The 13223-nt window shown below is 66.6% G+C and carries 7 protein-coding genes; 5 read left to right on the top strand and 2 right to left on the bottom strand.

The window, feature by feature from the left end; genetic code table 11:
* Positions 1-228 precede the first annotated feature (228 nt).
* The 5 genes from aceA to IPU70_RS29920 all read left to right on the top strand — a co-directional run bounded on the left by aceA (position 229) and on the right by IPU70_RS29920 (position 4761).
* Positions 229-1548 carry an isocitrate lyase gene (gene aceA / locus IPU70_RS29940; protein ID WP_013394999.1) on the top strand — a complete coding sequence of 440 codons (1320 nt, stop codon included), beginning with the start codon at positions 229-231 and terminating at the stop codon, positions 1546-1548.
* Positions 1549-1752: 204 nt separating this feature from the next.
* The gene (locus IPU70_RS29935; protein ID WP_207472757.1) at positions 1753-2391 is read left to right on the top strand and encodes an HAD-IB family hydrolase; all 639 of its coding nucleotides are present in this window, start codon (positions 1753-1755) and stop codon (positions 2389-2391) included.
* Entirely contained in the window at positions 2355-3266 is a 912-nt protein-coding gene (locus tag IPU70_RS29930; RefSeq protein ID WP_242702760.1) for a decaprenyl-phosphate phosphoribosyltransferase, read from the top strand. Before IPU70_RS29935 ends, IPU70_RS29930 begins: the two co-directional genes overlap by 37 nt.
* 2 nt (positions 3267-3268) lie before the next feature.
* Positions 3269-3601, top strand: coding sequence for a ligand-binding protein SH3 (locus IPU70_RS29925; protein ID WP_207472756.1), 333 nt, complete (start codon positions 3269-3271; stop codon positions 3599-3601).
* Positions 3602-3720: 119 nt separating this feature from the next.
* A complete protein-coding gene (locus IPU70_RS29920) occupies positions 3721-4761 on the top strand; it encodes a hypothetical protein (RefSeq protein WP_242702759.1) in 1041 nt (346 codons plus the stop codon).
* Between the two features lie 24 nt (positions 4762-4785).
* Here IPU70_RS29920 and IPU70_RS29915 read toward each other — a convergent pair whose 3' ends face one another.
* On the bottom strand, positions 4786-9429 hold the full coding sequence (locus IPU70_RS29915) for a hypothetical protein (RefSeq protein WP_207472755.1): 4644 nt from the start codon (positions 9427-9429) through the stop codon (positions 4786-4788).
* Positions 9430-9438: 9 nt separating this feature from the next.
* On the bottom strand, positions 9439-13223 hold a 3785-nt coding region (locus IPU70_RS29910; protein ID WP_207472754.1), incomplete at its 5' end, for a hypothetical protein.

Below are 13223 nucleotides of genomic sequence, written 5' to 3'. Positions count from 1 at the left end.
AAGCCGCTGCTGCGCAGCAGCGGGAAGCCATTTCACAGATGACAATTGCGTTTCGCAATACGAAATTGAATTTATAAATAATTGATTTATAAGAATAATATTTTTCGTCTTGTATAAGACATAAGCCCACATTGCTCCGCAGCAGAGGCATAGACTTTGTCCAACGATTCACGCAACGCAGGACGCGAATCTTTTGAAGTCTTCCCATCACTGACCAGGAGCATCACCATGAGCCACCGCGAAACCGAAATCCGCAATCTGCAGAAGGACTGGGCCGAAAACGCCCGCTGGCAAGGCATCAAGCGCGACTACAGCGCCGAGGACGTCATCCGCCTGCGCGGCTCCATCGGCGTGGAACACACGCTGGCGCGCCGCGGCGCCACCCGCCTGTGGGAACTGCTGCATAGCGAGCCTTTCGTGAATTCGCTGGGCGCCCTGACCGGCAACCAGGCCATGCAGCAGGTCAAGGCCGGCCTGAAGGCCATCTACCTGTCGGGCTGGCAGGTTGCCGGCGACGCCAACCTGGCCGGCGAGATGTATCCCGACCAGTCGCTGTACCCCGCCAACTCGGTGCCGCAGGTGGTCCGCCGCATCAACAACTCGCTGACCCGCTGCGACCAGATCCAGTGGATGGAAGGCAAGAACCCGGGCGACGAAGGCTACATCGATTTCTTCGCGCCCATCGTGGCGGATGCCGAAGCCGGCTTCGGCGGCGTGCTGAACGCCTTCGAACTGATGAAGGCCATGATCGAAGCCGGCGCCTCGGGCGTGCACTTCGAAGACCAGCTGGCTTCGGTGAAGAAGTGCGGCCACATGGGCGGCAAGGTGCTGGTTCCGACCCGCGAAGCCGTGGCCAAGCTGGTGTCGGCGCGCCTGGCGGCCGACACGATGGGCACGCCCACCGTGCTGCTGGCCCGCACCGACGCCGACGCGGCCGACCTGGTGACCAGCGACGTCGACGAAAACGACCGTCCCTTCATCACCGGCGAGCGCACCGTCGAAGGCTTCTTCCGCACCAAGGCCGGCATCGACCAGGCGATCTCGCGCGGCCTGGCCTATGCGCCGTACGCCGACCTGATCTGGTGCGAAACGTCCACGCCCAACCTGGAATATGCCCGTAAGTTCGCCGAGGCCATCCATCGCCAGTTCCCGGGCAAGCTGCTGGCGTACAACTGCTCGCCCTCGTTCAACTGGAAGAAGAACCTGGACGACGGCACCATCGCCAAGTTCCAGCGCGAACTGGGCGCCATGGGCTACAAGTTCCAGTTCATCACGCTGGCCGGCTTCCACGCGCTGAACTACGGCATGTTCGAGCTGGCCCACGGCTACGCCCGCCGCCAGATGAGCGCCTTCGTCGAACTGCAGCAGAAGGAATTCGCCGCCGCTGAAATGGGCTTCACCGCCGTGAAGCACCAGCGCGAAGTCGGCACCGGCTACTTCGACGCCGTCACGCAGACCATCGAAGGCGGCCAGTCCTCGACCACCGCGCTGACGGGCTCGACGGAAGAGGCCCAGTTCGAACACGGCAAGGAGCAGAAGGTCGCGTAAACGCCGCAGGAGAGTTATGCAGTTGTAGTTGCTGTTGTAGGGTGGATTTGGGTGCCTTCGGGCACCCTTTTTTTTGTTATTGCGCATCGTTGTTGTGCGGCGAGGTTCGAATTAACACAGTCAGTTACAATACGTAATTCTGTGAATTCGAGCGACTGGCGCGGGCAATCCCGCCAGTTGGCTGACCCATCCCCAATTGTCAGAATGCCTCAAGAAATTTCATCCGCACCGGCCCTGCCTGTGGTGGCAGCCTTCGATTTTGACGGAACGCTGACCTACCGCGATACGCTGATTCCATTCCTGGCGCGGGTGTCGCTGTGCAAGCTGCTGCTCGGCTTGACCCTGGTGTCGCCGGTCCTGGCGCTGCTCATGTGCGGCAAGCGGGGCAACGACCACGGCATGGCTCTCAGGCAGAGCGCGAAGCAACGCCTGTGCCGCGTCGTGTTGCGCGGCCGCAGGCAGGCCGACCTGAAAGAGCTGGCAGCCCGTTGGGTCCCTGGCATCGCACTGCGGCCTGACATGCTCGCCCGGTTGCGGACACATCAGCAGTCGGGCCACCGGGTGGTGATCGTCAGCGCTTCCCCGGACCTGTATCTCGGGGAAATGGCCCGGCGCCTGGGAGTTGAGCTCATCTGCACCGGACTGGAAACAGCCGACGGTCGGCTGACCGGACGTTTCAGCACGGCAAATTGCTGGGGGCCGGAGAAGGTGGCGCGCCTGGAATTGCGTTTCGGACCTGTTGGTCGCTACGAGCTGCACGCCTACGGAGACAGCAGCGGCGATGCCTGGCTGCTGAACGCCGCGGATTGCGCCTGGCTCAATGGCAGGAAGGTGGTCCGATGATGCCGGTGCTGAACCTGTTGCGTCCTCATCAATGGCTGAAGAATGGATTCGTGCTGCTCGGACTGCTGTTCGGACAGAGCTGGAGCGACCTCGATCTGATAGCGGCTGTGGGTGTCGCGTTCGTGGCCTTTTGCATGGCATCCAGCGCCGTCTACGTGCTCAACGACTACCACGACCGCGAGGCCGACGCGCGCCACCCCAGGAAGAAGATACGCCCCATAGCAAGCGGCAGCGTGAGCCTGCACACTGCCCGCATGCTGGTGGCCGCGCTGGTTGGGGGGGCGCTGCTGCTGCCGGCGGGGGCCGGCCTGTGGGCAGTGATGGCGGCCGTGGCTGCCTATCTCGCCCTCAATATCGCCTATACGTTCAAGCTCAAGCATGTCGTCCTGGTGGACGTGTTCTGCATTGTGGCGGGCTTCATGATCCGCCTGATCTGCGGAACGTACGCGGTGGGGATCACGCCGTCGCGTTGGATGCTGCTGTGCTCGTTCATGCTCACCTTGTTCCTGGGGTTTGCAAAACGCCGCGCGGAGTTCGGTCCGGCGCCATCCGAAGGCCTGGTCATGCAGGGCTCCACACGTCTGGTGCTCCGTTACTACTCGCCTCAACTGCTCGACGTGCTCATGGCCATTACCGTAAGCATGACGATACTGACCTACGGACTCTATACCTTGGATCCCGCGACAGCGGCCCTGCATGGCACCGAAAACCTGATCATTACCTTGCCCATCGTGACCTTTGGCGTGTTCCGGTACCTGTACCTGATCTACGGGCAGGGAGCCGGCGAAGACACTGGCCGGGATCTGCTGTCCGATGTGCAAATCCGCTTGGCGGTGGCTGCCTGGGCCCTGGCAGTTTTCTTTCTCGTCAGATAACCATGGCATATCTACTTCTATTCCTGGCCAGCGCCTGCAGCGCCGCCGCGAGCATCGCCTTGAAGGTTGGGGGAACGTCCCGGGGCATGTCCTTGTTCGGCGTGCAGGGCGGGGCGTTATACCTCCTGGCCATTGCCTCGTACGGTGCTGGCTTCGGCTTTTACGCGCTCTCGCTACGCCGGTTGGATCTCACCCTGGCATATCCGCTGATGGTTGCCGTTTCCATACTTGGCATCTTCGCGTATGGGGCGTTCTCTGGCGCCGAGGAACTCGGCTCGTATCGTCTGGCGGGAGCTGCGCTCATCGTCCTTGGCGTCTTTCTTCTCTCTCGATAAAACCTGACCCGATGATGACGCGATTCTTCGGCAGCCGCTTCTACAGCGGTTTCCTGTTGCTGCTTTTTTTCCTGATGGTGGCGGCGGCCTCGTTCAACGGCTTCTATACGAAGTGGCGCTTGAACGACGGCCATCCCTCGCTGGGACTGTCGTATATGGTTGAGGGGACGGCGGCGCGTCCCTACGTCTATCGGCAGCTGCTGCCAGCCATGGCCAACCAGATTCAGAGCTTGTTGCCGGTGGCGACCCTGGCGAGGATTTCCAGCAGTCTGTCGGACCCGCGCAAGATAAACAGCCGGTCGAGCCTGGCGATGAAGTATCCCGAGTCAGAGGCGTTGAAGCCGGCCGTCGCATTGCGCTATTACATCGTCTATTACCTGACGTTTTTCGCCCTGGTCGCCAGCCTCTACGTCATGCGCGGACTTTGCCTGCGGGTGGGAGCGACAGAACCGGCGGCGATAGCCGCGCCGGCAATCATGGCCTTGCTTTTGCCTTTCATGCTGACCGAGGGCGGCTACTTCTACGACTTCACCGAGGTGCTCTTCATCATGAGCGCCGTGACGCTTGCTCTTGGCGTGGAAACGCTGCGCTCATGGCGAGCGCTTCTCCTGCTGGTGCTGGCGGGGCTGGCGACGTGGAACAAGGAGGCATTCTTCTGGTTTACGCCAGCGCTCTATCCGCTGCTGCGCGCGCACTTGGACCGCATCCGGGCGGCCGGCCTGGTTTCGGCCTTGATGCTGGCCGGCGGCTGCGTCTACTTGGCGATGCGCTTGCGTTACGCCGGAAATCCCGGTTCGACCGTGGATTTCCAACTGTGGGGCAACCTGCTGTTCTACGCCGATCCCGGCAACTGGTTCCGTACGGAAAACACCTACGGCATCCTGTTGCCGCGCGGCTTCAGCCTTGTATTCGTTCTTGTCTTTGCTGGCCTGGGCGTGAAAGCATGGCGCCGCCTGCCCGTCACCTTGCGGGTCCATGGAGCGACAGCGGCGGCGATCAATCTGCCTTTGTTCCTGCTGTTTTGCTCCCCAGGCGAAATGCGCAATCTCAGCATGCTGTATCCCACGCTGACCTTGCTGATTGCCTGCGCGCTGTCGGCGTGGCTGAGCATGGCCGCCCGGTCAGGCCCGGCTGGGCGCGGGACGAAGGCGGTCGACTAGGCGGGCGGCGCGCCGGGCGTATCGTCAGAGCCCGAAGAACGCCGAGTACACCAGTCTTTCCTCCACCACGCGGCGCTGCTGCGTGGCGCCGGCGCGCCGTTCGGGCACGGAGTTGTCGGTGTAGTAGCGCTCGTACTCGCGCACCGCGATGCGCGCCGGCTTGCCGCCGCTGTCGGGGAGCGCGGCGCTGGCGGTCCAGATGACCGGGTCCAGCAGATCGCCCAGCAGGGGACCCTCCAGTACCGGCGGGAAGCGCACCTCCGGGCCGACCACCACGCCGCCCAGCCGCGACAGGTCGGCGAAGGTGGTGGGCGTGGCGGCTTCCAGGATGGGCAGTTCGCGCATGCGGTCTATCAGGATGGGCCCCGGGCCGGGCGGCTGCGGCGCCGGTCCGGAGGGGTCCAGCAGGCCCGACGCCAGCACCTTCGCATCGCTCCAGGCCAGGTCGCTGTCCAACGCCGGGTCGCGCGTCTGCAGCACCAGTTCCACGCGGTTGCGGCCGCTTTCGGCGGTCTGGCCTATGCCGGGGATGAAGGAAATGTTCAGGTACTCGGAATCCAGCGGGAACTTCATGGGTCCATGCTTGGGCACCACGCCGCGCAGGTTGAACGTCAGCCGGCCGCGCTTGACCTCGAACACCGCGCGGCGGCGTGGCAGCACCTGGGAGAACTCGGCCTGCACCACCCGCGACAGCTTGGCCAAACTGATGGCGTTGGGCTGATAGCGCGCCAGCGCCAGGCGCACGAAGGGCATGTAGCTGCGACCCGGATCGAGTTCGATGTCGCAGTACCAGCGCGCGCGTTCTTCGCTCCAGCGTACGCGGTGTCCGACCACATGGACCAGTCGGTCCGGGATTTCCTGCAGATAGACCTGCTCGTCGGTGACGCGCGCGGAGAAGTCCGACACGCGCGCCTTATGCTTGGGCTGGGGCGTCTCCCACAGCGGATCCATGCCCCATTGCGTCACCAACGGCGTCAGCGGATTGCCGATGTCGGTGAAGTTTTGGCCGTCGCCCGCGATCACCACGCCCAGCAGTTCGCCGTCGCCGGAGGAGAACCAGGGCCGCTCCAGCCAGACCCGCAGGCCGTTGCCCAGCCGCGTTACGTCCAGCTTGCCGGCGCCCGCCGTTTCCTGCCAGCGGAAGGTGGGCACCACATAGGTCAGGACGGGGGCGTCCGGCGGCGCGCTGGCGCGCACGACGGTGTTCTGCGCCCGGCCGTCGCGCCTGAGCACCGGGGCGCCGGGGTCATCGTCCGCGCCCACTTCCACCAGCGGGCCATCGGCGACGGGCCCCAGCCGCGTGACCTTGTCCGTCTGCGCGTAAAGCGAGGGCGGCAGGTACTCGCGGAAGCGCGTGGCGGCGCGCAGGCGGTAGCGGATGAGCCGGAAGCGGGTGTCGCCGAACTCATGGCGGTCGCCGCGCGCGCGCACCTTCCCGTCGGCGTTCAGTTGTTCTTTCACCGCGTTGCTCAGGCTGAAGAGGTTTGTGTAGTTTTCCGACAAGGGAATCTCGGCCAGCACGCCATGGCCGGCATGGCGTTCCGGACGCAGCTTCTGCAGGTCGTCCACCCACTCGTGCCAGTCGGCCTCGATCTCGACCTTGCCGGTGGTGGGGCCGTGCAGCCGCACGCGGGCGTACAGGTCCGCGTGGGCATCGCCAAGCCCGCGCTGGGGTTCCTCCGCCATCAGCAGCAGGGGCTCGCAGATCGGCTGCTGCGTCGCGTGTACCAGCACCAGCGGCCGATAGGGCGTGACCATCCAGCAGCCGCCCAGCACGGACGACAGGCGCAGCGTGGCGCGCTCGCCCTCGTTGTTTGCCCAGGCGGGTATGCCGAAGGTGTTGGCCAGGCCGGGATTCACAAAGCTGGAGTAGCGCAGCCGGGCGATGCGGCCCTGGGGCAGGTAGAAGGTCAGGACCCGTTTGGCCTCGTCCCAGGTGGGCAGGCCATCGTCGGCAAAGTCCTCCGAGCAGGGCGGATCGGTCAGGGTGGCGCGGCGCTCTTGCAGCACGATGCGCAAGCCCTGCGTGTCGGGCCACTTGGATGCATGCGCCACCAGCAGCACCAGCTCCTGGGCAGGCGTCTGCGCGATGACGGCGCTGGGGCCCAGCACCTTGGGGCCCGTGACGCCGGGCAAGGCGTAGCCTGGCTGGGCGCGCAATGCGATGCCGCCGGCCGCCGGGTCCGGCAGATAGGGCGTGAGCACCTGGGCTTCGCGGTGGATGACATACTGCCCGGCGGCCAGGCGCTCGCCGGTAGGCTGCTCGGCCGAGGGCAGTCGCGGCGGCACTTGCTCGGTGGTCGCCACTTGCTCCAGCGCCTGCGGCGTCACCAGTTCTATGTCCGTGTCCGGCCCCTTGTCGTAAAGCGTGGCCGCATCGCGGGCCGCGATTTCATAGGCCTGCTTGATGCCGGCGGGATCGCCCATCATGGCGTCGAACAGGCCGTGCGTTTCGCATTGCAGCTGGGATGCCTTGGGCGGCACCACGTGGCGTTCGTTGCTGGCCGTGTACGCGAAGTCCTTGGAGGCGTCCTGCAGGCGGGCCTGCTTGAAGTCGGGGCTGTCGAGATAGGCCGCCGGGTCCAGCGCGGTATTGCTGCGGATCACCATGCGTTCCAGCGATTCGCCTTCGCTGACGCGGGCGCGCTGCACCAGCGCCGGCGGATCGACGGGTTCGAAGCGCCAGTAGACGACCGGCTGCGTGGCGTTGTCGTCCTGCTTGAGCGAGGGATCGTCGAGCGCCAGGCTGTTGCCGGCCAGGTCCACCAGGCGCGCGCGGAAACGATAGGGCATGCCGAAGCGCAGGCGCGGCAGGCTGCCCTTGGCGGCAGTGAAGCTGACCGCCAGGCCGTTGCCTTTTTCCGTGGCTGTGTCCTGCACGTCTTCCGGCGTCTCGCCCTGCACCCCGCTATCCGGGTCCACGCGGTCGCGCAGGGTGCGCCCGGGGCGCGGCGCCACCAGGCTCCAGCCGGTCCAGCGGAACAGGGATTCATGCAGGTATTGGTCTTCCGGATCCTCGCCGCCGCTGGTGGAGGCGCCTTTCACATAGCCCTCGTCATCGGGCAATTGCAGCGGCGCGCCGCCATCCGTGCAGCGGTAGGCGCCGGTGCGCCGGCACAGCGAGCGCCAGGGCGGCGGATCGCCAGGCGCTTGCGGCTGCGCGTCCACGCGATAGCCGCGCAGCAGGTCCTCGGCATAGAGCACGATGCTGCCCGGCGCGCCCGACAAGGCGGCGTTCTTCAGGGCCGCGGCAGCCGCGTTCTGCGCCACTTCCCAGGCGCGGCCACGGCGCGCCACGCCCAGGCCGCCCGAACGCAGCGCGGCCACGCCCTGCTTGTCGCCGGTGGTGTAGGTCACCGCGCCGTCGGCGCCCAGCGCCAGGCTTTTGGCGATCAGGTTCTGGGCGGTAAGCACGAAGTCCACGGTCTTGAGCGCCGCGCCATCGGCGTCGACCTGATAGACGTCGAAGGGGCTGCGCGGTTCGTACAGGTTCCAGCTGTCGTCGGCGCGGCGCAGCTTCAGCATGCCGCGCTCATGATCGGCGGGGTTGCGGGGACGCGTGGTGAAGCGTTCCGCGTCGCCCGCCCAGGCGGTGGCGGGGCAGGCGTCGTCGCCGGCGTCGTGGCCGTCTTCCCAGCGCAGGGTCAGGAAGAAATAGCCTTGCGCGGCGGGTGCGGCCGCCAGTTGTTGCGCGATCGGCGAGTCCGCCGGCAGCAGGCAGTCGATGACCAGACCGAGTTCTCGCAGCAGCGCCGGATAGTCACCGTAGGACGCGACGGTGGCGTGGAAATCCATTTCCGGCTGCGTGGGCGGCGCGGGCACGTTCTCGCCGTCTGGCCGCCGGATGCTGCGTTGTTGCGCCGTGGGCGGATCGCGGCGATAGAAACGGTTGGCCTGGAACAAGGTGTACTCGGCCTGCGAGTTCCACAGCTTCATCAGGTTCTGGTCGGGGCCGGCGAGCCCGCCATCGTTCCAGTGGGTGGGCAGGGCGCGCAGCGGAAAGCTCACCCCGGGCTGGGGATTGCCCTCGGCGTTCACGCCCGGCGCCGCGGCACGGCCCTCATAGATGCTGTGCGGACCGTAGACCTGCGAGCGCAACACGCGCTCGGCGCCGTCGCCGCTGTCGTCGAAGAAGCGGTCGAAGCCGGGCAGCGGCATCTCGACGCGCCGGTCGCCCAGCGAGATGTAGGTCGTGCGCGTGCCGCAGTCGCCCAGCATGTCCTTCAAGCCCGGATGCGCGTCGCGCCAGGGCAGCAGCGTGGGGGGCGTACCGGTGGCCTGCACCGCCAGCCTGCCGTAGTGCTTGCGGGTCAGGCCCAGCACGCCCGCCACCGAATACGAGAACAGATTGACCTTGCTCATGTCGCGGAACACGAAGCCGGCGACCGGCGTGGTCTTGGGCAGCAGCCGTTCCCACAACGCCTCATCGGCCTGCGCCTGCGGCTCCAGCTCGATCTCCGCCATGCCGGTGTTCAGCACGAAGCGCACCCGCTGCAGCGTGCGCGGCCAGTTGACCCAGTCGGCGAACGCGTGCAGCTGCTGCTCGTCCGTGGCCTGCGGCGTCAGGCGCGGCGAGGCCACGATGGAGATGCGCAGCCGGCCTGCATCGGGGCCGGCCGGCACGCGGCCGTTGGGGATTGCGGTCCAGACGATCGTTTGCTTGGCCATGGACGTTCCTCAGGCAAAGGCTTCGGCGTATTCGCGCCAGGCGTACTCGGTGCCGTCGTCGATCAACGCCAGCTCCTGCGCCAGCGGCAGCTCGGGACGCGGCCCCATCAGGTCGCGGAAGCCCGGGTCGCCGTTGGATCCGGCGAACTTGCGCTCGCAGGACAGGGATACGCTCATCGAGAACATGAAGACTTCGATCTCGACCGTGATGGTGGCGCGCCCCGCGCACTTGCCGCTTTCGAACTCGTAGCGCAGTTCCAGGTAGATCTCGATGGAAATGCTGACGATGCCCAGCACGCTGACGCAGCCGCCCATGCGGAAGTACCCGGCCAGCGAGCAGGCGTTCTTCTCCATGCGGAAGTAAATGCCCGCCATGACGTGCACGCCGCCCGAAGCCACGCCCAGGTTCACCGACACGCTGGCGCCGAACTCGAAGGCGGCCTCCATGAGCTGGACGCCGCTGGGATCCAGCGTGATGCCGAAAAAGCCGCCGCCGCCGAACATGCACACCGACAGATTGAAGGGCTGTTCGCGCGTGCAGAAATTGAAGCGCACGGACAGGGGCTGGCCGATGAAGGGCACGGTGAAGCCCGCGCCCAGGCTCAGGTTGGAAAGATTGAAGACGCCGATGGCGACGGCCGGCAGCGCCACATCGAAGCCCGCGTCCACCCCCTTGGCCGAGATGTCCAGGTAAGGCGGATCGGAGAATCCGTCCAGCGGGATCAGGTCGCGCAGCGTTTCGACGAAGGACAGGGGGCCGACGAACTTGATGTCGGTCAGCAGCACGTCCACGTCCATCTTCGCGGCCGTGTCGATGCGGAATTCGATCTTCTCGAAATTCAGTTCCATGAAGCTGGCCGGCGCGATCAGTACCAGGTCGAAGTCCTTCAGCGAGCAGACCACCGACATCTTGGGCGCGCTCTGCCCGTTCTTGCGCACGCGCGCTTCCACCGCCACCCGGAAGCCGCGCGCATCGTTGACGCGGAACAGCGGCGGGTCGCCGGGCTTGATCGACCAGCTCTTGATCACCGGATTCCAATCGAAGCGGAGGGTGAGTTCATCGCCGGTCAGCAGCTCCAGCAGCTCGGCGCTGGCCAGCACCGCATCGACCGCCAGCTTGACCGCTTGCAGCGCCGTCTGCGCGATCTGGCGCGGCGCGCCTTCGAGCAGGCGCGCGCTGCCGATGGTGCCGGACAGCGGCCCGACGGCGTCCGTGATGGCCTGCAGGCGCGGGGTGAGCGTCGCGGCGTCCGCGAAAAGCTCGTCCAGCTGGCCGGGCTGGCCCACCACCGCATCGAGCGCGTCGTACAACGCCTTGCCCTGCACCAGCAGCACCGGCACGACGCCCACGCTGTCCAGCAGTATCCCGGCGGTATTGGCGGCCTGGCGCAGCGACAGGCGCAAGCCGTCGGGCAAGCCCACGCCATTGACCTTCGCGTCGGCGGCCGTGCGTAGCGCCGTGGCCGCGTCGCGCGCGGCGGTGAGCACCGCGGGCAGCCCCGGCAGCGCGGGCGCGGCGTCGAAGGACTGCCCGGCCAGCAGCGCGACCTGTGCGCGCACCGCCTCGAGCGCGGCCATCAGCGCGTTGACGCGCGCCTTCGCGTCCTGCACCAGGTTCTGGGCATAGGCCTGCGCCTGGCCGAGCAGATCCTGCAAGGTGTCCTTCAGCACCTGCAGGGCGGCTTCGGCGATGCGGCCCGGCTGCTGCGCCAGGTCCGCCACCAGGCCGTAGAGCCGGCCCATTTCGTTGACCAGGCTTTCAAGCTGGGAACAGGCTTCCGATACGAAGCGCGGCACCTGTTCCGGCGTGCCGGCTGCGTTGGAAACTGCCTCGATCACGTCACCCAGCGGAATGCAGCCGAATAGCAGCGGAAAGGGCAGGTCCGAGGACAGGACCTTGGGGAAGATGTCGGGGCCGCTCATCTTGCCGGCCACGAAGTCCGCCACCTTGCCGCTGACCGGGCCGGCCATGCGCGACAGGGCCGTGGGGCGCAGATTCGGCTGCACGAAGCCGCCTGCGCGGTCGCCTTGGGCGGAGAAGTTCAACACGGCATTGCCGCTGTAGCCGGGCTCGGCGTCTATGTCGCCGAAGACCTGACCGACGTTGGCGGAGTCGAATCCGAACCGCAGGTAGTGGTCGTTCCAGCTCAGCCCGCTGTTGCGGTCGCTGCCGGTCAGTTCGGCCAGCGCGGCGATGCGGATCTGGGCGCGCTTGATGCCCGGATAGAACAGGGGGCCGTTCAACGAGTCGCTGTAGGCGCGCAACTGGGTATTGCCCGGATCGACCAGGCCGTCGAACTCGATCGTCTCCGCTTGCGCCGCGGTATCGCCGGGCTTGAGCGGGGAGGCGAACGTGACGCGCTGCTGCATGAACTGCGCGGTGCGGCGAGTGGATTCGGCATTGCGCCAAGCCTCACGCGTTTGCTCGGCGAAGGTCTCCGCATTCACATAGTCCGGCGTCAGCCATTGGCCGCTGAGCTTGCGCGGGCAGGCGCGGCCGCCGTCCATGAAGATCATGGGCAGGTCGAACTGCACGTTGCGGCCGTCGATGTCGGTGGCCGAGCAGGCGAAGCGGAACGGGGTACCGCCTACGCAGGGCCAGAACAACAATTGCCCCAGGTCGCCGATTTTGCTTGGCGGCGAGGTGGGCGCATCCAGGCTGGGCGTGACGGCGGTCAGGATGCGCACGCTGGAAAACGGCATCCGGCGATGCAGGAAGATCATGTTGCCCGTGTCGTCCCGCGCTTGCAGCTCCGGGTCGGCGTACACGCGTTCGCGTTCTCGCAGGATGATGAACAGGCGCTGGCGCAGGTACGCCGTGTTGCCGGGCGTACCTTGATGGAACTTGCGTTCGCTGACCTTCACCAGCGAGGCGCGGTGGCCGAAGGGATACAGCAGGCCTTTGTAGACCACGCGGACGTAATGGTCGCGGCCCATGGCGCCGCGATGGGTCCATTCTTCCAGCGACAATCCCGGCGCGTCCCAGTTGCCGCGCGAGTCTAGCCAGGCGCCCAGCGCGGACAGCATCAGCAGTTTGGCGTCCACGGGCTGGGGCGTGTAGTTGGCCACGGAAAAGTTCGACGACAGATGCGCGATCTGGAAACGGTCGAAATCGTCCATCGGCATGCGGAAGGGCGAGGTGTTCGGCTGCGGCAGATAGGTGACCGTCGGCACCGGGAACGCCGCCTGCATGGGCTTGGTCGTGCCTTCGCCGCCCAGCGCCCAGACCGCGCGCACGGTGGGCCGGGGATCGTCCGCGAGCGGCGCCCGGGCGCTGTCCTCCGGCTGCGCGGCCAGCAGCTGGGTATGCCAGAGTTCGGTGTGTTGCGTGGCGCCGGAGGTCGCCGGCGCCTTGGCGTGGCGCCAGCGCTCGTCTGCATGCGGGCTGAGGATCAGCCGCCAGGGCAGCTCTATCGCCGTCTGCTGCGCGGCGGGCAGCGCGGGCTTGGGTCCTCGCCTGAGGAGTTCGATCAGGGCGCTGGTGCGCTGCACTTCGCGGACAGGCGTGCCGCCACCCAGGCGCAATGCGCGCAGTCCGGGGGCGCCGCTGGCCTGACGCAGCAGCAGCGCGCCGGGCGCGTTCAGCTGCGCGGCGATGCGCGCACTGCGCAGCGCGAAGCTCGACAGCGCCGCGCGTTGCACCGGCGAGAGCTTGTCGATGCGCTTATCGAACAGGTCGCGCAGGTTCAGGCGCGGCGCGCTGGGCCCCGGCGGGCGCGCGTTGGCGGCCACGGCCTGGGGCAGGGACTCCATGGCCGCCAGCACGCCCTCCAGCGTGTAGGGCACGTCGAAGC

The organism is Achromobacter sp. SD115, assembly GCF_017355315.1.
Lineage (GTDB): Bacteria > Pseudomonadota > Gammaproteobacteria > Burkholderiales > Burkholderiaceae_B > Achromobacter > Achromobacter xylosoxidans_B.
The sequence above is the reverse complement of the archived record's forward strand: the minus strand, read 5'-3'. Positions and strand labels throughout refer to the sequence as shown.

Excerpts from the sequence above, each read along its gene's own strand:
- aceA (WP_013394999.1), top strand. The coding sequence starts at position 229 with ATGAGCCACCGCGAAACCGAAATCCGCAATCTGCAGAAGGACTGGGCC.
- IPU70_RS29935 (WP_207472757.1), top strand. The coding sequence starts at position 1,753 with ATGCCTCAAGAAATTTCATCCGCACCGGCCCTGCCTGTGGTGGCAGCC.
- IPU70_RS29925 (WP_207472756.1), top strand. The coding sequence starts at position 3,269 with ATGGCATATCTACTTCTATTCCTGGCCAGCGCCTGCAGCGCCGCCGCG.
- IPU70_RS29915 (WP_207472755.1), bottom strand. The coding sequence starts at position 9,429 with ATGGCCAAGCAAACGATCGTCTGGACCGCAATCCCCAACGGCCGCGTG.